Source organism: Parabacteroides leei, assembly GCF_023369805.1.
Classification (GTDB): Bacteria; Bacteroidota; Bacteroidia; order Bacteroidales; family Tannerellaceae; genus Parabacteroides; species Parabacteroides leei.
Genome location: NZ_JAMBQG010000027.1, coordinates 48,615 through 66,856, shown reverse-complemented (window position 1 = coordinate 66,856; position 18,242 = coordinate 48,615). Strand labels below are relative to the sequence as shown.

Annotated in this window: 18 protein-coding genes; 12 read left to right on the top strand and 6 right to left on the bottom strand. The window is 43.8% G+C overall.

Features of this window, described 5'->3' with window-relative positions:
• The 3 genes from M1P97_RS24395 to M1P97_RS24385 all read left to right on the top strand — a co-directional run.
• On the top strand, positions 1-91 hold a 91-nt coding region (locus M1P97_RS24395), incomplete at its 5' end, for an IS3 family transposase (RefSeq protein ID WP_249390155.1).
• 116 nt (positions 92-207) lie between these two features.
• A complete protein-coding gene (locus M1P97_RS24390) occupies positions 208-1,755 on the top strand; it encodes a hypothetical protein (protein ID WP_249390445.1) in 1,548 nt (515 codons plus the stop codon).
• Between the two features lie 48 nt (positions 1,756-1,803).
• Positions 1,804-2,085 (top strand): HU family DNA-binding protein, encoded by a 282-nt coding sequence (locus M1P97_RS24385; RefSeq protein WP_195372077.1) that lies wholly within the window; start codon positions 1,804-1,806, stop codon positions 2,083-2,085.
• Positions 2,086-2,088: 3 nt separating this feature from the next.
• Here the strand turns inward: M1P97_RS24385 and M1P97_RS24380 are convergent, their stop codons facing one another.
• The 6 genes from M1P97_RS24380 to M1P97_RS24355 form a co-directional block, all read right to left on the bottom strand.
• The gene (locus M1P97_RS24380) at positions 2,089-3,012 is read right to left on the bottom strand and encodes a DMT family transporter (protein ID WP_249390444.1); all 924 of its coding nucleotides are present in this window, start codon (positions 3,010-3,012) and stop codon (positions 2,089-2,091) included.
• Between the two features lie 99 nt (positions 3,013-3,111).
• Entirely contained in the window at positions 3,112-3,657 is a 546-nt protein-coding gene (locus M1P97_RS24375; protein ID WP_249390443.1) for a DJ-1 family glyoxalase III, read from the bottom strand.
• A gap of 10 nt (positions 3,658-3,667) precedes the next feature.
• Entirely contained in the window at positions 3,668-4,504 is an 837-nt protein-coding gene (locus M1P97_RS24370) for an energy transducer TonB family protein (RefSeq protein ID WP_195372080.1), read from the bottom strand.
• A gap of 5 nt (positions 4,505-4,509) precedes the next feature.
• Positions 4,510-4,920, bottom strand: coding sequence for an ExbD/TolR family protein (locus M1P97_RS24365; protein WP_007658774.1), 411 nt, complete (start codon positions 4,918-4,920; stop codon positions 4,510-4,512).
• A gap of 8 nt (positions 4,921-4,928) precedes the next feature.
• Complete coding sequence (locus M1P97_RS24360) at positions 4,929-5,639, bottom strand: MotA/TolQ/ExbB proton channel family protein (protein ID WP_007658773.1); 711 nt, start codon at positions 5,637-5,639, stop codon at positions 4,929-4,931.
• A 36-nt stretch (positions 5,640-5,675) separates the two neighbouring features.
• Positions 5,676-6,392 carry a pyridoxine 5'-phosphate synthase gene (locus tag M1P97_RS24355; protein ID WP_195372081.1) on the bottom strand — a complete coding sequence of 239 codons (717 nt, stop codon included), beginning with the start codon at positions 6,390-6,392 and terminating at the stop codon, positions 5,676-5,678.
• Positions 6,393-6,477: 85 nt separating this feature from the next.
• Between M1P97_RS24355 and M1P97_RS24350 the strand changes: the two genes are divergently transcribed.
• From M1P97_RS24350 to M1P97_RS24310, 9 genes are all read left to right on the top strand, one after another.
• Positions 6,478-7,137, top strand: coding sequence for a CBS domain-containing protein (locus M1P97_RS24350; RefSeq protein WP_195372082.1), 660 nt, complete (start codon positions 6,478-6,480; stop codon positions 7,135-7,137).
• 15 nt (positions 7,138-7,152) lie between these two features.
• On the top strand, positions 7,153-8,028 hold the full coding sequence (locus M1P97_RS24345) for an NAD kinase (RefSeq protein WP_195372083.1): 876 nt from the start codon (positions 7,153-7,155) through the stop codon (positions 8,026-8,028).
• A gap of 295 nt (positions 8,029-8,323) precedes the next feature.
• The gene (locus tag M1P97_RS24340) at positions 8,324-8,902 is read left to right on the top strand and encodes an RNA polymerase sigma-70 factor (protein WP_195372084.1); all 579 of its coding nucleotides are present in this window, start codon (positions 8,324-8,326) and stop codon (positions 8,900-8,902) included.
• Between the two features lie 80 nt (positions 8,903-8,982).
• Entirely contained in the window at positions 8,983-9,975 is a 993-nt protein-coding gene (locus tag M1P97_RS24335) for a FecR family protein (RefSeq protein ID WP_195372085.1), read from the top strand.
• A 150-nt stretch (positions 9,976-10,125) separates the two neighbouring features.
• The gene (locus tag M1P97_RS24330; protein WP_394803947.1) at positions 10,126-13,470 is read left to right on the top strand and encodes a SusC/RagA family TonB-linked outer membrane protein; all 3,345 of its coding nucleotides are present in this window, start codon (positions 10,126-10,128) and stop codon (positions 13,468-13,470) included.
• A gap of 13 nt (positions 13,471-13,483) precedes the next feature.
• The gene (locus tag M1P97_RS24325) at positions 13,484-15,172 is read left to right on the top strand and encodes a RagB/SusD family nutrient uptake outer membrane protein (RefSeq protein ID WP_195372087.1); all 1,689 of its coding nucleotides are present in this window, start codon (positions 13,484-13,486) and stop codon (positions 15,170-15,172) included.
• Positions 15,173-15,188: 16 nt separating this feature from the next.
• Complete coding sequence (locus M1P97_RS24320; RefSeq protein WP_195372088.1) at positions 15,189-16,868, top strand: hypothetical protein; 1,680 nt, start codon at positions 15,189-15,191, stop codon at positions 16,866-16,868.
• 238 nt (positions 16,869-17,106) lie between these two features.
• The gene (locus M1P97_RS24315) at positions 17,107-17,400 is read left to right on the top strand and encodes a type II toxin-antitoxin system HigB family toxin (protein WP_195372089.1); all 294 of its coding nucleotides are present in this window, start codon (positions 17,107-17,109) and stop codon (positions 17,398-17,400) included.
• A gap of 5 nt (positions 17,401-17,405) precedes the next feature.
• The gene (locus M1P97_RS24310) at positions 17,406-17,771 is read left to right on the top strand and encodes a helix-turn-helix domain-containing protein (protein ID WP_249390442.1); all 366 of its coding nucleotides are present in this window, start codon (positions 17,406-17,408) and stop codon (positions 17,769-17,771) included.
• Positions 17,772-18,242: the final 471 nt, after the last annotated feature.

The window sequence follows — 18,242 nt, the reverse complement described above, 5'->3', positions numbered from 1 at the left end:
ATATATAGACTATTATAACAATAAAAGAATTAAAATCAGATTAAATGGAAAGAGTCCGGTGCAGTACCGAACTCTTTATCAAAATATATAGTAGATAACTTGTCCAACTTTTCGGGGTCACTTCACTCTGCCGGGGGATTTTTTATTCTCTTAGCCTTCGACAGTTTATAAAAAACAAGGGAATATAAAAAATGAACTGATAAACTTATGAAACATTATCTATATCTGTCGGCCTTATTGTTAGCCGGCTTTTTCCTCGGTAGTTGTACCGAGGATAAGATTAACGGAGGAGAACCGCCTGTTCTGACAGGCGATGCCGCTATGCTGAAAGTCTCTTTCCGTAACGGAACGTCTACCCGTGCCCTCGGTGACCCGTTTGCAGCCACCGACGCAGAAAAGACAATCACCAAACTCTCTTTTTATGTCTACCCTAAAAAGGAGGCTGATAAAGAGTTCGTTCCTTTTCAGCGCTATGTGTTCGATATGACGACACTCCCACTGGAAAAAGACAGCGTGAAGATCACGGAAACGGCTAAAGGTGAATACGACTGTGACTTTATCCTGCGTGAAGGCGGCGGTTTCAGTTGCCGGATCGTAGCCCTGGCCAACTTGCCGGACGATTTCGACGAGACAAACAACCTGAATACTTACGCTAAATTGCAGGAAGCTGTTTTGCAGACTGATATTATGCCGACAGTCGCTTCTGCTGATCCGAATTTTGATAATCAATATGGCTTGGTGATGTATGCAGAAGATGCGAAGATGATCAAAAAGTCGGTAGAGACAGGGATGGCTTTCACTATGCAACGCTTGGCCGCCCGTATCGATATAACGAACCGGGCTTTCGATCAGGATTTCCTGGAAAAAGGGTTTGTCCTGACCTCTGTCCATATAGTCAATGCTAAACCGGGCAGTTACCTGATCCCGGCTGCAACTACTGCTTCTTTATTGACCCGTAATTTTGCGGAAGTGAATGACCCGGCTAAGATAATAGGCTACAGTCAGGATGGTACGGATTATAAGAGTCCGACACCGGGAACGAGCGATATAAATGGAAATACAATCGGGGTGGATGCCTCGATAGAAGCAGGTGTTGTAGAACAACGTCTCTGGCACGAGCTCTACACCTATGAGAATGACGACGAGGATGCCGGTTCGGCTACCTCGGTACTAATCAAAGGCAAGTTTCGCGACTCACCGTTCAGCCGTGTGATTCCGTTTGTGAACAGTAAAGGCGCCCCGGTTATTATCGAACGTAACCATCGTTACCTGATCCGTATCAATCCGGCTCCCGATATGACGGATGTCTCTTTCAATATCCAGGTAACGGATTGGAATGCCGTCGACACTGTCAACGTGAAACCGACGCAGAAGGTGGTACCCGAATTGGGTAATTTTACTATTGGTTTTACTCCTGATGCCGATAATAAGATTGCCCTGCCTGCCGCTACCGGCACTTTCACGTTCGAAGCAGTGAATCCTTTCGATACGGATTGTGTGATCGTACCCGAACCCGATGATGAGGATGCCGCCGCCGGTGACGAACATTATCTGGAGTGGATCAGCGTTTCGGCTTCCGATCCGACGATCGTGACAAAAGCATCTACCGGCTACAAAAGAACTTATACCGTCCAGGTGGACGAATTATCGGATGCAGGTACCCGCCGCTCCATGTTGTTGATCCGTAATAAAGCGAATGTGACAGCCCGCGATACGTTGCACATCAGTCAAACGAAGGATGCGGTGACTCCTTAGTGAAGCTTTGAAATAATGGAAACAACATCTTACTACCAACAATAAATAATGAATAAAACAGACCTGATAAAACATGTAGCTGCCCATACCGGAAATACGGAGTGTTGCTGTCGTCGGATGGTGGATGCTGTATTGGATGCTATGGCGGAGGGGCTAAGCGACGGGGAAGGAATAACCCTGCAGGGTTTTGGCTCTTTTCGTCCGTGGGCACAAAGTCAGCGACTGGGACGGAATCCCCGCACGGGAGAAAGCTGCCAGATAACTTCCCGGACGAGCGTTAAGTTCAGAGCCGGTAAGGAGTTATTGAAAGTCATGAACAAGCAAAAATAATAATCAATGCTTGGGATAATGTAATAAGGCCCTGCGGACACCCCGCAGGGTTTTTTGTATGGTTTTGGATAAGATGATCATTGTTACGGCTATGATTATAAGCAGAATGCCGACGGCCAGATTGAAAGTGAACGGTTCTCCGAATACCAATACACCGACAAATACGGCCGTTACAGGTTCCATAGCTCCCAGCACGGCAGTGAGTGTGCCACCTATATTATGCACAGCCAATACGAGCGTTATGTTGGATATCACTGTCGGTACGGTAGCCAGCAGGATCAGGTTGACAACCGACATGGCATCGGGAATGGGTTGTATCCCCTCATTCGTGCTTGCTTTGATGGCAAACAGGAAGGTACTGACAATGAATACGTAGAACGTCAGTTTCCTGCCTGTCATATTGTGTATCCGCGATTTATTGACGGTCGTGATATAAAGGGCATACCCGACAGCCGAAAGCAGTACGATAAAGACACCCAGTACGCTCAATTTCATTTCCCCTTCGTTGATAGACAGGCGGGCAACTCCACAGATCGCCAGGCAGATCGCCAGCAACGTGACCCATGATGTTTTTTCGCGGAAAAACACCAGCATGATAAGGGTGACGAATATCGGATAGGTGAAATGCAACGTTGTAGCTATCCCCGCCGACATGAAGTTATATCCCCAGAAAAGGAACATGGCGGATGCCGTGTAAAAGAAGCCGAGCAATATCAGTACGGGAATGTCTTTTTTGTCGATACGCATGGATTCCTTTTTCACCGCCATGATGCCGATAAGGGCTATCGATGCAAAAAGGAAACGGTAGAACAGGATCGAATCGAACTGCATCCCCTTTGCCATAAGCGGCAAAGTAAACAATGGTATCAAACCGAATGTAGCCGAAGTGGCAATGCCGTATGCGAATCCTTTCAAATTGTTGTTCATCTTTTTCCTTTTTACCTTTTGCTAAAACGGCTGCAAACATACAAAAAAGCCGCGATATTATCAGGTAATATCACGGCTCTTAAATATTATTTCAGATGATTAAACCAACAGACCGGCGGCAACTTCTTCGGCTACAGCCTGACTTTTGATAGCAGCTACCAGGGCAAGACCGAAGTTAATGACCAGTCCAGGACCTTTGCCGGTAATCACGTTGTCGGAAACTTCAACAGCTTCACCAGTCACATTAGCTCCGATCAGTTTAGGTTCGAAGCCCGGATAGCAGGTAGCGTTACGGCCTTTCAGCAATCCTAGTCCGCCTAGTACCATCGGAGCTGCACAGATGGCGGCAACGATCTTTCCTTCACGGTATTGCTGCAACAGGGCTTCTTTTACCGGCTCCGAATCATTCAGGTTGGCTGCTCCGGGCATACCACCGGGCAGAACAAGCGCATCGGTTCCTGCCAGGTCTGCTTTTCCCAGCGTTGTATCAGCAGTAACCGGAACATTATGTGCTCCCGTTACAACAGGATTGTCTGTGATGGAAACAGTTGTCACTTCGATACCTCCGCGGCGCAGGATATCGACTGTGCCCAGGGCTTCCATTTCTTCGAAGCCATTGGCTAAAAATACAATTGCTTTCTTCATATTACTTCCGTTATTTAAGTTTATACACATAGGTGATCGTACCGCTTTGGTTGTTCGCCCCGTTGATGCTGTTGAATTTAGCACGTTTGGCGGCATCCAGTGCACTCTTACGCATGGAAGCGTTGTCGATGTTGGTACCTCTTCCTATTTCTGTGAATATTACATTGCCTTTCGGATCTACCGTAATGTTGATCACGATTTTGCCTTCTTCCTGGATCGTGTAAGCGGGGCGGGGCAAGCCTCCGGCTCCGATAGAACGACCGTTCAGGTTGAATGAACCGTAACCGCCTACGCCTTCGTTGGCTCCGTGGTCGGAGTTACCGAACGGACTTCCCTGGTTACCTGTACCTGTTTCTGCATCGCCCTGGCTGTTTCCTTCAGCTCCGCCGATACCGAATGCTCCGGCAACACGGTTGCTGATGGCCTGCTCTTTCTTGCGACGTTCTTCTTCCAAACGTTTCTTTTCGGCCTCTTCCCGTTTGCGGCGATCCTCTTCCTCTTTCCGTTTACGCTCTTCTTCCTTTTTGCGTTGCTCTTCTTTCTTTTTAGCGTCTGCTATGGCAACACTCTCTTCGATGTCCTGCGTGATCACTTCCTCTTTCGGTGTTTCTACCGGTGGAGTGGGTGGCGGTGGAGGAGTGGTCGTCTCCTGGGGTAGTTCCTGTCCGGTGTATTTGGGTTCGAAGGTACCGGCGGCGGAGTTTACATTCCCGAAGTTGACAAGGACACCCCCGTCTTCATCCGGAATTTCCGTACGTAGTACCGTGAACAACAGGATCAGGAAGATCGCCAGGTGAAATGCGACCGAACCGGTTATACTGTATATGTCATCTTTGTTGAATTTCATATCTGTTATTTCTGCGCACGGGTGGCAAGCACCATCTTGAATTTGTTTTCGTTCGCTATGTTCAGGATCTTTACGATTTCTTTATAAGGAACTGTCTCGTCTGCATAAAGGGCGACGAACATTTCGGGCTCTTTTGCGTAACTGTCTTGCAGGAACGGGGTGATCTCGTCGAACGTGACCTGCGTTTCCCGCTGGTTACCGAATGCTACGTAGTAATTCAGGTTGGCATCGATGGTAACCCGCGTGAGCGGTTTGGCTGCCGTCTGCTTCTTTGCCTGCGGCAATGTTACCTTGATGGCATTCGGAATGACTACCGTAGAGGTGACCATAAAGAAGATCAACAGCAGGAATATGACGTCGGTCATAGAGGCCATGCTGAAGGCTTCGTTTACTTTTGTTCTTCGTTTTAGTGCCATTCGCTTTGTTAATTAGCCGGTTCGTTCAATAAATCCATAAATTCCATGGTGCGGGCTTCCATCTTGTTCACCACGTTGTCGACTTGTGAAACCAGGTAGTTGTAAGCAAACAGGGTGATGATACCGACTACCAGACCGCCGACGGTGGTTACAAGTGCTTCGTAAATACCTCCGGACAATAAGGATACGTCAACGTTCGTTCCGGCATTCGCCATATCGAAGAAGGCGCGTACCATACCGGTTACCGTTCCGAGGAAACCCAACATAGGAGCTCCGGCAGCTGTCGTAGCGATCAGCGGGAAGCCTTTTTCCAGTTTCGCAATTTCCAGGTTACCCACGTTTTCGATAGCAACGAGTACATCGTTCATCGGACGTCCCAGACGTGTGATACCCTTTTCGATCATACGGGCGGAAGGGGTGTTGGTGCTGCGGCACAGGTTCAGTGCCGAGTCGACTTTCCCTTCATGGATATAGTCTTTGATACGGTTCATGAAATTCTGATCTTCTTTACCCGCACGGCGGATAACTAATAAACGCTGGATGAAGATGTAGCCTGCCATTAGTGATAACAGCAATAATACAACCATGATCCACCCTCCTTTGAATGCAAGGTCTATTACATTGATCTCTGCTTCAGTGGGGACTGTTACTGCCGTCAGATCCGGCATCTGCTCTGCTGTCTGTGCCCCTACTGCCTGTAGGGAAAGTAAAATACTCATAGATTTGTATACTTATTCGTTAATATTAGTTTGTTCTTATTGTTGCAAGCATGCTTTATATAATGAAATGGTCTCCTGCAATCCGTGATACAACGCGTCGCAGATCAGGGCATGACCGATGGAAACCTCTTCCAGCCAAGGTATGTTCTGACTGAACCACGCCAGGTTTTCCAGGCTCAGGTCGTGGCCGGCATTGACTCCCATTCCCAGATTCTTTGCCAGTTGTGCGGCAGCAACGAAAGGAGCGACGGCTTCTTCCTTGTTTACCGGGTAATTGGTTGCATAAGGCTCTGTGTACAGCTCGATGCGGTCGGTACCTGTTTTTGCCGCCAGTTCGATGTTGGCCAGGTCGGTCCCTACGAAGATAGAGGTGCGGATTCCCTGTGCGGTGAACGTATCGACCAGTTCACTCAGCAGGTCGAAGTTTGCCTTTACATCCCAGCCGGCATTGGAGGTGATGGCATCGGGTGCATCCGGAACCAGTGTCACCTGTGTCGGTTTTACTTTTAATACCAGGTCTATAAAATTGTTACAAGGATACCCTTCAATGTTAAATTCTGTCCTGATAAGAGGTTTTAACGCGTACACGTCACTGTATTTGATATGTCGTTCGTCCGGACGTGGATGGACTGTAATTCCTTGTGCACCGAAATTTTCGCAATCTTGAGCTACTTTTAAAATGTCAGGCATGTTACCTCCGCGTGCGTTACGGATGGTTGCAACCTTGTTAATGTTTACACTTAAATTTGTCATCGTATATCGTTATATCTTTTTTCTTTCATTACATTTGCACAAAAGTATCGGCAAATTTAGCAGAATTAAGGGAATTAACAGAATAATGTTGGTGAAAGATTTCATAACGAAGGAACTTCCCGTGTTAAAAAGTTTTGACACAGGGGAATACGCGTTGGCATTGATGGATGATTTTAAGTTAAAACATCTGCCTTTGTTGAGCGAGGGGATATACCGTTGCCTGATCTCGGAAAAGGATCTGATGGCTATGCCTGATCCTGAGGCAACGATTGGCGAGCCGGTTCTGTTTGCTCCCAGTGCGATGGAGAATACGCATATCCATGAGGCGCTTTCGCTGATCGCCCGCTACCAGTTGAGCCTGCTGCCGGTGGTCAGTCCGGAAGGGGAGTATCGGGGGGCGATTACGAGAGAGAAACTGATCGATATTCTTTCAGAGCTGTGTAATGCCGAGACTTCGGGCAGTGTGTTTGTTCTGGAGGTGATGCCGCAGGATTATTCGCTGACGGATATTGCCCGTTTGATCGAATCGAACAATGCGCATGTATTGAATCTGCTTTCGTACACGGATAAAGATACCGGAAGGTTACATCTTATTATTAAAATCGATCTGGAGGATGCTTCGCCGGTGATCCGTAGTTTCGAGCGTTTCAATTATACTGTTCTTTATTATTTCATGGAAAAAGGGATGGTGGATGATCTGTTGCAGCAGCGGATGAACGAGTTGTTGCATTATATGAATATTTAATCAATTGACAGTTTTATGAAGGTTGGTGTATTTGGCAGTGAATATCAGGTAGAGAAACAGAGTCAGATAAAACGTTTGTTTGAAAAGCTTCGTTTGCAGGAGGCGGAGGTGTATGTGGACTCTCAATTCTACTACTTCCTGACAGATGTCCTGAATTTCGCACCTGTAGTGGCCGGGTTGCTGACAGATGATGATTTCGATCTGGATGTGGCTCTCAGTGTGGGAGGTGACGGTACTTTCCTGCGTACGGCAGCCCGGGTGAATCGGCAGGATATTCCTATTCTGGGTATTAATACCGGACGGCTCGGTTTTCTGGCAGATGTGGGTGGTAATGATATCGAGGACACGTTGGATGAGTTATTCAAGAACTATTATAAAATAGAAGAACGTACTTTATTGCGTCTGAATACGGAAGACCGTGTTTTTAAGGGGTATAACTATGCGTTGAATGAGATCGCCATATTGAAGCGCGACACCTCTTCAATGATCACGATCCATACGTCGCTTAATGATGAGTACCTGGCTTCATACCAGGCAGATGGATTGCTGATCGCAACGCCGACCGGTTCGACAGCTTATTCCATGAGTGTGAACGGACCGATCATTATACCGCAAAGTAACAATATCGTATTGAGTCCCGTTGCCCCTCATTCCCTGAATGTTCGCCCTCTGGTTATTCCTGATACTTATAAGATCACGCTAGGGGTCGAGAGCCGGAATAAATATTTCCTGATCTCATTGGACGGACGTTCGGAAATATTCCCTACCGGTATACAACTGACGGTATCGAAAGCAGATTATACAACAAAAGTGATTAAAAGATATAATCATACCTTTTATCAGACGCTTCGTGAGAAACTCATGTGGGGCGCAGACGCAAGGATGAAATAGAGGATTGTAGCTGAATTATGCTGCAAAAAGATGTTTTATAGCATGTATTTGTTAAATCATATTAAAGATGTGAGAAAAACAAATGATATATTATGCTACATAACATAAAACCTCTATATTTGTACTGTGTTTTTCATGGTATTAGATTTAAGGTTAACAATGAAGATTGGCTGTCCGCGATGGATGGCCTTTTTTATTTTCTGCCAATTGGACTTTTCTGAAACAATTATTTTTATATTTGCCTCTGATAAAATCCACATAAGTAATTTAAGTACGATTGATATTGGTCTTATCGATGAAGGGGAGATTTGCTGTTATGATTACATCCAGGGAAGATGAGTATGTTAAGGCGCTGAGTAACGGTGATTCGAAAGCATTCGAATTATTGTTTCTGCGGTATCAGCCTAAACTTGTCTATTTCTTTACAGGCTTTGTACACGATGACGAGATCGCGCAGGACTTAGCCCAGGATCTTTTTTTTAATCTTTGGAATAACAGAAGCAAGCTTTCGGATATACGTTTGTTTCAATCTTACCTTTATCAGATGGCACGTAACATCTTATACAATTATTATGATCATTCTTTGGTGCAGGAAAAATACGGGATGGCGCAATTTTTATCTCCATCGGTATCCGATGATCCGGAAGAACAGTTATTTGCCAGCAACTTACAGGAATTGATTAACCTCAGAGTCGATCAGATGCCTCCCCAACGGAGACAGATTTTTCGTATGAGCCGGATGGAAGGTCTGAATAATGAGGAAATTGCAAACCGGCTCAATATAAATAAACGGACTGTGGAGAACCATTTAACCGTCGCCCTGGCGGATTTGAGGAAAATGTTTAAAATCTTTATTCTGCTCTTTTTCCATTGATTATTTGTTTTCGATAAAAAATCAATTTAGACTGTGTGTAAAACCGAAGTTCGCTTTCTTATTCATAAAAAGCGATAATTATGCACGAAAAAGAGATAAGGGAGATAATCAGGTTATTTTTTAGAAAACGGTTTTCGAAGGATACTCAATTACGTTTTCGTTATTGGTTTCGTTCGGAAGGAGATCGTGATGAAAAGGAGCATGCCCTGCAGGAAATCTGGGAGACAAGTCCGTCTGATATTTCAGAGCAGACCTGGAACAGGCTGTCGGAAATTCAGGACAGGATTTCAAAGTCAGGGAATGTGACATTACCGGAGAGACGCAACAGGCGCTGGTTGAAATATGTAGCAGTAGCCGCTGTTTGGATACTGACAGTGTTCACAACCCGTTATTTCTCTGAACAGGATGTTAAAATAGTATCTCCGAAACTAACTGAATTTTATGTCCCTTATGGTGATAAGCAGGAGATAACGTTATCCGATGGCTCTGTTGTGTGGGTAAATGCCGGGTCAGTCCTTATTTATCCTTCGGAGTTTACTGCTGCCACACGTACCGTTTTTCTTAGTGGGGAAGCTTGTTTCAAGGTGGCGAAAAATCCAGAACAGCCGTTCATTGTAAGTACGAAACATCTGGATGTTCAAGCTTTGGGTACTGTTTTTAGTGTAAATGCTTATCCCGGTTCAACAGAAACTATTGCAACGTTGGAGGAAGGAAGTATACAGGTGGATACGAAATCTTCGATGACTCTGGCTTCCATTTTAAAGCCCAATGAACAATTTGTCTACTCCCATTTGACACACCAGGCGACAATCAATGTGGTGGATGCTGAACAAGTCTCGGCCTGGAAAGATGGTTACCTGATATTCAAAAATGCCAGCTTTGAAGAAGTGACTGCCGCTTTGGAACGCAAATATAATGTGACAATTAATTATAATGCGGAAAAATATAAGGGGCGTACCTATTATGTGAAATTCAATCCGGATGAAAGTATAGAAGATGCTCTTCTGATTTTAAAACATTTGATAGAAGACTTCAGATACCGGATAACAGGGCAAACAATCAGTATAAACTAAAAGGAAGGAGGAACCACAGCATATATAAAAGAAAGACGGGGAGAACGACCGGCAAAATCTCCTCCCCGTATTTTGAAATCATAGAATACCATCAAAAACATTTCAAGAAATATTAAAATAGTATTCATATTAATAATAACACACAAAGATATGCGAATTACCTTTCTAATACAATCAGAAAAGACTAAAATCTTTTCATGTATATTAATAACATTCCTATTGTTGGCTTTTGTGCCATTGGTAGAAGCACAGAATCAAAAGGTTCATCTGACCGGAACGGATAATTCCCTCCGTACTGCTTTTGAGCAGATAGAGAAACAAACAAAGATGTCAGTAGATTATGATGCGAAAATACTTGATACTTCGCGTCCGGCTCCTGCAACTTCGGGGGAAACAACTGTCGGCGATCTGATGAAAGTGTTGTTGCAAAACTCCGGTTGTACTTTCACAATACAGGGATCACATATCCTTATTTCGAGACAGCTGGTTGCTGAAAGCAAAAATAAGGTAACCGGATCGATAACCGATGAAAGGGGAGAACCTGTAATCGGAGCATCCGTATTGGAAAAAGGAACAACCAATGGAACTATAACAGATCTGGATGGTAAATTTGCATTGGAAGTATCTTCCGGTGCAGTCTTGTCAGTCAGTTTTGTTGGCTACCAGACTCTTTCCGTTAATGTTGAGGGGAGAAGAAATGTCAATATCACTCTGAAAGAAGATATGGAACAGCTGGAAGAAGTGGTCGTTGTCGGTTATGGTACACAGAAGAAATCCAGTTTAACAGCCTCTGTTGCTACTGTTCCTGCCCAGGAGTTGAACAAACAAGTGGGACACTCGGTAGCATCCGCCTTGCAAGGACGTACTCCTGGTGTGGAAGTCTTGCAAAAAGGAGGAGAAGCAGGTGCTGATATAAAGATACTTGTGCGCGGAGCTGGTACATTCGGTGCTACGGAGCCTCTGTATGTCATTGACGGTGCATTCTCAAACAATGGCCTTAACTCGCTGAATCCGTCGGATATCGAGTCGATGGAAATATTGAAGGATGGTTCTGCTGCTGCCATTTATGGTTCACGGGCTGCGAACGGTGTAGTTCTGATCACAACGAAACATGGTCAGAAGGGGAAGGCGAAAGTGGAGATATCCGCAAACTACTCTATGCAAACACCTTCCAAATACCTGGATTTCCTGGGTGCAAACGAACATCGTGAATATACAAAGCAGCTTGTCGCTAATTCCAGTAATCAGACCCAGGCACCGGAAAATGTAAATCCGACTAATCCGGGTATCAATACGGACTGGCAGGATGCTTATTTAAGAAACTCACCTATGTATAATCTGAATGCGGCTATTTCCGGTGGCGGTGAATATTCGACTTTCAATACCAGTATCGGTTATTTCGATCAGCAAGGTATTATGGAGTTCTCCGGTTTCAAGAAGTACAATGCACGTGTGAACGGAACTTTCAAGAAAGGCCGTCTGACTGTCAGTGAAACACTTTCTGCCGCATTCACGAATAAAGAACCACAAGTAAGAATGGTCATGGGAATTCCGACCGTGCCGATGACAGATGCCGAAGGACGATATGTTTCGGCAGGCAGGGAGTTTTACGTGAACGAAAGTAAGGTGACGAATCCTTTCGCTTCTTATTCCAATACCGTCAGAAGAAATAAGACAGTCAATGTAACAGGTAGCTTAAACATAGGATTGAACTTGTTTAAGGGGCTGGACTATAAGCTTGTACTGGGTGGTGATTATATTTCCACAAATAATTATTCCCGCTCCATTGCATTCGATTCCAACTGGGATGCCAATGGTGACCCAGATCCGGATTACAGCCGAACGCTCAACTCCCTGTCAGAAAGCCGGGGGCAGCGATTCAACTATACGATCGATAATATATTGACTTATAAGAATACTTTTGAAGGCCATACTTTCGACGCAATGATAGGTACCAGCTGGATGCGTGAATATTACAGAACAATGGGAATTGGTTCGGGTTCTACGGATCTGGGAGGCCCCAGTATTACTATCTATAATGGAAAAGGAGATATAACCAGCGAGGAATATAATTCGGCTTTACTTTCATTTTTCGCCCGGTTAAACTATGACTACAAAGACCGCTATCTTGTTTCTGCAAGTATCCGTAGTGATAAGTCTTCAAAATTTGCCAAAGGAAACCGGGTAGGGTATTTCCCTTCTGTCTCTATCGGATGGAATATACATGAAGAAGAATTCTTTAATATCGATTGGATCAGCAGAATGAAAATTAGAGCCAGCTATGGAGAATTAGGGGCAAACTTTATTGATCCTTATTCATTCCTTTCCACGGCATACGGCCCTATTCCATCAGTGTTCGGTGAAAATCAAACCGGGCAGGAAAGTGTGATGAACGGTTACGTTACTAAATTTGCTCAGGAGAACCTGACGTGGGAGAAATCCATCTCTAAAAACATCGCATTAGAAATGGCATTTCTGAATAATCAATTATCATTCACGGCTGAATATTTCTGGAAAGATAACAATGACCTGCTTGCTCCGTTGCTGCCTTTGGCTTCATCCGGGCAGACCATTATGACCAATGGCGGTGATTTACCAGTTTTCAACTCTGCGTCGGTAGAGAACAAAGGCTTTGAATTTACGGTAGGTTATCGCAAAGACTGGAAAGACTGGAGCCTGGGGGTAACTGCCAATATTTCTGCTTTGAAAAATAATGTAAAGAGTCTGGGCGAAGGGGTACAACCTATCAAGGCGGAAGTGATGATGAGCGGTTCATTCAACGACCGTCCTACCATTACGAAGCCGGGGCTTCCTATCGGTACATTCTGGGGATATGTGGTCGATGGTTTTGATGCTGACGGAAACTTTATTTTCCAGGATAATAATGGTAGCGTAGATGGTGTATTGACCGGAAAACCGGATGGGAAGATCGATGAAAACGATAAAACAGCTATCGGCAATCCTCATCCGGATTTTACTTATGGGTTGAACATCAATGTCGGCTATAAGAACTGGGATCTGACCGCTTTCTTCCAGGGTACGCAAGGCAATGACGTCTTTGCTTTGATGAAGTACGACTGGTATTTTGGCGGTGCCAATAGTGCCATTCTGAAAGATGCTTTTTACAACTCGTGGACTCCGCAGAATACGAATGCAGAGGCTCCTAAGCTGAATAGCAAGAATAGTTCGGGTATCAACTCGCTACCAAGTACATTTTATGTAGAAGACGGTTCCTATTTCAGATGCAAGAATTTACAGATCGGTTATTCTTTTGACAGGAAGTTGTTGCAGAAACTCCATGTCGATCTGGTGCGGATTTATGCAGGTGTGCAAAATCTGTTCACTATCACCAAGTATCCGCTGTATGATCCGGAAGTTAGTTCCAACGCGCTGTTCGACAGAGGAGTGGATGGCTTCTGGCAGGCGCAGGAGAGTCCGCATGAAGCAACAATGAACTCCAGAGTATATAATATCGGTATCAATTTAACTTTCTAAAACTCGTATGAATATGAAAAACAGTTTGCATAAAATATTAATATGGGTCATCGGTTTCGTAATTACCGGGATGATGACTTCTTGTGAAGACATTTTTGACGAATTGTCTGTCAATCCGAATCAGTTGGATGTAAACTCATTCTATACTACACCGGAAAATTGTAACAAGGGAGTTTTGGGGATCTATGGTTACATATCTACTCCGCGTAACTTGGGTGCTTGTGGCTTCGGGTTGATGCTGACCCGTAGTGATGAGGGATGTTCAGTAGCCGATTATGGCGTACCCGGTGCTTATAACGAGGAATTTACTCCCTCGTATTATTCTTTGGTACAGCCGTTTCAGTTGATGTATACGGCTGCATCGCAGGCGAACCAGATGATAGAAAGTCTAACTGATCTTGAATTTAGTAATAAAGAACAGCATGATGCTTATCTGGGTGAAGCTTATTTCCTTCGTGCATTCACGCACTTTTTCTTATTCATTAATTACAGGAACATACCTTTAATCAAAGAATTACCAAAAGCCCCTAATGAATATAAACCGCAGGCAACACCGGAAGAGGCCTGGGATTTTATCATAGGTGATCTGATTAAAGCGAAAGACCTGCTTCCGGGTAAGGATTATTGGGATTTAAAAAACAAAGGCCGTGTTACCAGGGCTTCAGCTTGTGCCCTTTTGGGTAAAGCTTATCTGTATCGTTCGGGGATAGAGCCTAAATACGGTACTTCACAAACGACTTATTATGATGAGGCGGCAGCAGCATTTGCTGAGATCATCAATGGAAATTGCGGCAATTACCGACTGGTAGACGACTACTCGTGGAATTTCGACGTAACTCATGAAAATAACGATGAGTCTATTTTTGAAATACAATTTGTCGGTGTGTTGAATACCGGATTTAATCCTGGTTTTGTGGATAGCGGCCTGTTTAATGATATCCGTTGTAAAATGTGTATCATGAATAAAAACAGAAATTCGAATAGTTCTGCACAAGTGATGCATAATTGGTTATATGACAAATTTGTTGCCTCAAAGACCGTTGATGGAAAGACTGATCCACGGATGTTCGGGTCGTTTGTTTTTAATGATAATGCTCCGGAAATTATTAATCCGGACGGAATGAAAGTGACTTTCCTGGAAAATAAAAACTGGGAGGCAGAGATGGGATCCAAAGACGGTACATTCGGCGAACAATATGAACTGGCTACCGGATATAAGATGTGTAGCAGAAAGTGGATGGACTGGACATTGCCTCCGACGGACGATGCCGGAGCCCATTTTTTCAATGGCCGTGCACAAGGTGTCAACTGGAGAATGATTCGTTATTCAGATGTCTTGCTGATGTATGCCGAAGCAGTCGTTATGGGAGGTAAAGCTACAGCTAATATAACCCCGTTGGAAGCGATCAATCGTGTACGTGACAGAGCCGGTGTTCCTTATATTGCAGATGCAAATATGGAAACGATCGAAAATGAACGTGTTCTGGAGCTTACTTACGAAGGATTTCGCTTTTTTGATTTACTTCGTTGGGGAAAAGTGGTGGAACGTTTCCGTGAGTTGGAAGCTTCCGATCCTTTGTTTAAGAAGTTTAGCAGAGCTCAGTATATGGGTTTCCAGGAAAACAAGAATGAGTGGATTCCGCTGCCTATCGATGAAGTAGAAGGTAATCCGTATATAATTAAGAATAATCCAGGTTGGTAATTAAAATAAAGATAACATGAAAATAGCTTATTATTTGATATGCACTGCTTTTCTTTCGGGTTGTGTCTCTTCGCAAAACAATTGTCCGGTAGAAGGCAATGGCAAAACTTTGCATAATGGAATAGTTCTTCCGGAGCTTTGGCCTCCGGGTATGGTAGATGATGGCGTTTGCCGTGAAATGCCTTTGCCGTATATTGAAAACAAACCGGCTGTTATCCCGATTAATCTCGGACGCCAGTTGTTTGTCGATGATTTTCTCATTGCAGAAACAGATATGCAGCGTGTCTCTCACAAAGCAACGTTTTACGAAGGAAATCCGGTACTTGCACCGGATAAGGAATGGGAATATACATTTGAACGTGCCCCTTATGCAGCTCCTTTCAGCGATGGTATCTGGTATGATGAGACTGACCGGAAATTCAAAATGTGGTATCTGGCCGGTGCGGGATCTATGCATAAACACCGCCAGAGTTTTTACACCTGTTATGCCGAGTCGCTTGACGGTAAACAGTGGCAGAAGGTTAATATGGATGTGAAACCGGGGACTAATATAGTCGATACTTGCGATAGGGATGCTGCTACGGTATGGCTGGATAAAACGTGTCCGGATCCGGAAAAGCGTTTTAAACTTTTCAATGTGGAGAAGCACCGGGGTGGCTGGAAAGTGATCCTGAAATACTCTACAGATGGTATCCACTGGTCGGAAGGGGTAGCACAATCCGGGCCGGTAGGCGACCGTACCACGGCTTTCTATAACCCTTTCACTGGGAAATGGGCACTGAGTCTCCGGCAAGGGGCTAAAGCGGACGGACGCTCCAGGGGATATTTGGAAAATGAAGATCCGGAAATGGCTGTCAGTGTGGCGCATTCGTTGGCGGCGGGTATCAAAGATAAAAATATAGTCTTATGGTTTACTCCGTCGGATAAGGAATTGGTACATCCGGAATTTCCGGATGTACGTCCTGCCATCTATAACTTTGATGCTATGCCTTATGAGAGTGTTATGTTGGGATTTTATGCTATGTGGAAAGGGCCGGAGAATGATGTTTGCGATAAATTAGGTATTCAGAAGAGGAATGAGATTGGAATGGGATACAGCCGCGATGGTTTCCATTTTTATCGTCCTACTTATGAACCTATTATGGGTGTTAATGAAACGGACGGGGCATGGAACTGGGGAAATATGCAATCGATTATCGGCGTACCGCTGGTTGTAGGTGATTCCCTGTATCTGTATTCCAGCGGAAGAATGAAAAACGATGTCATGTGGGATGGTTTTACTTCCACGGGTATGGCAACTTTACGTCGTGACGGGTTTGTTTCCATGCAAACTCCGGGGCAGGGTTTCCTCACTACCGGAAATATTAAATTTGACGGTAAGTACTTTTTTGTCAATGCACAGGTTAAAAACTTGCAGGTAGAGATATTGGATGAAAAGGGAAAAGTAATCCCCGGATTTTCCAAGGATGACTGTGATGCATTGAAGGATTTAAATTCGACCAAACAAATGGTTACGTGGAAATCGGGAAAAGACCTGTCCTCTCTTACTGATAAAGTCGTGAAAATAAAATTCTATGTAACTGATGGTGATCTGTATGCTTTTTGGATTTCTCCCTGGAAAACAGGTGAAAGCCGAGGGTATACAGGAGGTGGTGGCCCCGGCTTGAATCCGGCCGGAATTGATAAGCCATTATGATGGGAAGGATGATTTCTATATAGTAAAATATGGTATGTAGTATATTTCGTTAATCATATTAAAGGTACGGTAAATATGCTGCATACCATGACGCTTTTGTGTAAAGATAGGCTGTCCGTGATGGATGGCCTTTTTTGCGTTCTACCATAATAACTATTGTTCATTATGGTTCTGAAATATGAAATTTAATTTTGAAATATAGAATTGTATTCCTACCTTTGTATAAAAATAAATAGCAATGAGGATATTTACGGAACAGGCATTAAAAGAATATGCAGAAAAGTATCCCGACTCAAGAGTCGCTCTTCAAGAATGGACAACGATAGTAAAACAGAGTAAGTGGACTAACTATGCTGATGTGAAGAAAACATTCAATAGTGTAGACAATGTTGGCAATCAGCATTATGTTTTAAATATCAAAGGTTATAATTATCGATTGGTAGTTGTTATTAAGTTTACGATCCAGTTCGTTTATATTCGTTTCATCGGTACTCATAAAGAATATGATCAAATTGATTGTTCTAAAATTTAAGGTGTATGACAAAGATAGAAAATCAGGCTCAATATGAATGGGCAGTTAAAAGGGTAGAGGAACTTCTTCCACTAGTGGATGACAATACTCCACTGAATGATCCTAATAGCATAGAATTAGAGTTTTTGTCTAATCTTGTGGCTGATTACTCAGAAGAGCATTATGCTTTAGGAGAACCAACTTTGGTGGATGTACTAAAACTTCGCATGTATGAAATGGGACTTAATCAAAAATCATTATCCAAACTGATAGGAGTAAGTCCTTCCCGGCTCAGTGATTATATCTCTGGTAAATGTGAACCGACTTTGAAAGTTGCCAGGGAAATTAATCGGAAACTGAATATTGATGCTAATATAATACTCGGAGTATAATCTATACACCCTACTCGATAAGTAGACCGACAGCTACTTATCGAGTAGGTAGTATGGTTACTTACTAAGTAAGTTGCAGTCTACTTATTAAGTAGATTTTGCCTTACTTAGTAAGTAGACTTAGCCCTTGTTTGGTAGCGGATCTGCGTTTAGATAGAACGACTTTTTTTTATTGAAATATCTTCAAAAATATTTTGTTATATCATAAATGTGGGTGGACAAATCTGCGCGAAAATTCCATGTCAGGTTGGACAGAATACTATCTCGATGCAGGTATATCCTGCAGGCATTTATTTTATCCGTATGGATAATGAAGTGGTAAAAGTCGTCAAACAGTAAAGACGTATGGTCTAATCATTCCAAACATGCTGCAAAAACAATGTTTTGCAGCATGTTTTTGTTAAACTATATTAAGTGAATGAGAAAAACAAGCTAAATGTTATGCTGTATAACATAAAGCCTCTATATTTG

What these genes read in the sequence shown, in the direction of transcription:
- M1P97_RS24390 (WP_249390445.1), top strand. Translation starts at nt 208, where the DNA reads ATGAAACATTATCTATATCTGTCGGCCTTATTGTTAGCCGGCTTTTTC.
- M1P97_RS24385 (WP_195372077.1), top strand. Translation starts at nt 1,804, where the DNA reads ATGAATAAAACAGACCTGATAAAACATGTAGCTGCCCATACCGGAAAT.
- M1P97_RS24380 (WP_249390444.1), bottom strand. Translation starts at nt 3,012, where the DNA reads ATGAACAACAATTTGAAAGGATTCGCATACGGCATTGCCACTTCGGCT.
- M1P97_RS24375 (WP_249390443.1), bottom strand. Translation starts at nt 3,657, where the DNA reads ATGAAGAAAGCAATTGTATTTTTAGCCAATGGCTTCGAAGAAATGGAA.
- M1P97_RS24370 (WP_195372080.1), bottom strand. Translation starts at nt 4,504, where the DNA reads ATGAAATTCAACAAAGATGACATATACAGTATAACCGGTTCGGTCGCA.
- M1P97_RS24365 (WP_007658774.1), bottom strand. Translation starts at nt 4,920, where the DNA reads ATGGCACTAAAACGAAGAACAAAAGTAAACGAAGCCTTCAGCATGGCC.
- M1P97_RS24360 (WP_007658773.1), bottom strand. Translation starts at nt 5,639, where the DNA reads ATGAGTATTTTACTTTCCCTACAGGCAGTAGGGGCACAGACAGCAGAG.
- M1P97_RS24355 (WP_195372081.1), bottom strand. Translation starts at nt 6,392, where the DNA reads ATGACAAATTTAAGTGTAAACATTAACAAGGTTGCAACCATCCGTAAC.
- M1P97_RS24350 (WP_195372082.1), top strand. Translation starts at nt 6,478, where the DNA reads ATGTTGGTGAAAGATTTCATAACGAAGGAACTTCCCGTGTTAAAAAGT.
- M1P97_RS24345 (WP_195372083.1), top strand. Translation starts at nt 7,153, where the DNA reads ATGAAGGTTGGTGTATTTGGCAGTGAATATCAGGTAGAGAAACAGAGT.
- M1P97_RS24340 (WP_195372084.1), top strand. Translation starts at nt 8,324, where the DNA reads ATGAAGGGGAGATTTGCTGTTATGATTACATCCAGGGAAGATGAGTAT.
- M1P97_RS24335 (WP_195372085.1), top strand. Translation starts at nt 8,983, where the DNA reads ATGCACGAAAAAGAGATAAGGGAGATAATCAGGTTATTTTTTAGAAAA.
- M1P97_RS24330 (WP_394803947.1), top strand. Translation starts at nt 10,126, where the DNA reads ATGCGAATTACCTTTCTAATACAATCAGAAAAGACTAAAATCTTTTCA.
- M1P97_RS24325 (WP_195372087.1), top strand. Translation starts at nt 13,484, where the DNA reads ATGAAAAACAGTTTGCATAAAATATTAATATGGGTCATCGGTTTCGTA.
- M1P97_RS24320 (WP_195372088.1), top strand. Translation starts at nt 15,189, where the DNA reads ATGAAAATAGCTTATTATTTGATATGCACTGCTTTTCTTTCGGGTTGT.
- M1P97_RS24315 (WP_195372089.1), top strand. Translation starts at nt 17,107, where the DNA reads ATGAGGATATTTACGGAACAGGCATTAAAAGAATATGCAGAAAAGTAT.
- M1P97_RS24310 (WP_249390442.1), top strand. Translation starts at nt 17,406, where the DNA reads ATGACAAAGATAGAAAATCAGGCTCAATATGAATGGGCAGTTAAAAGG.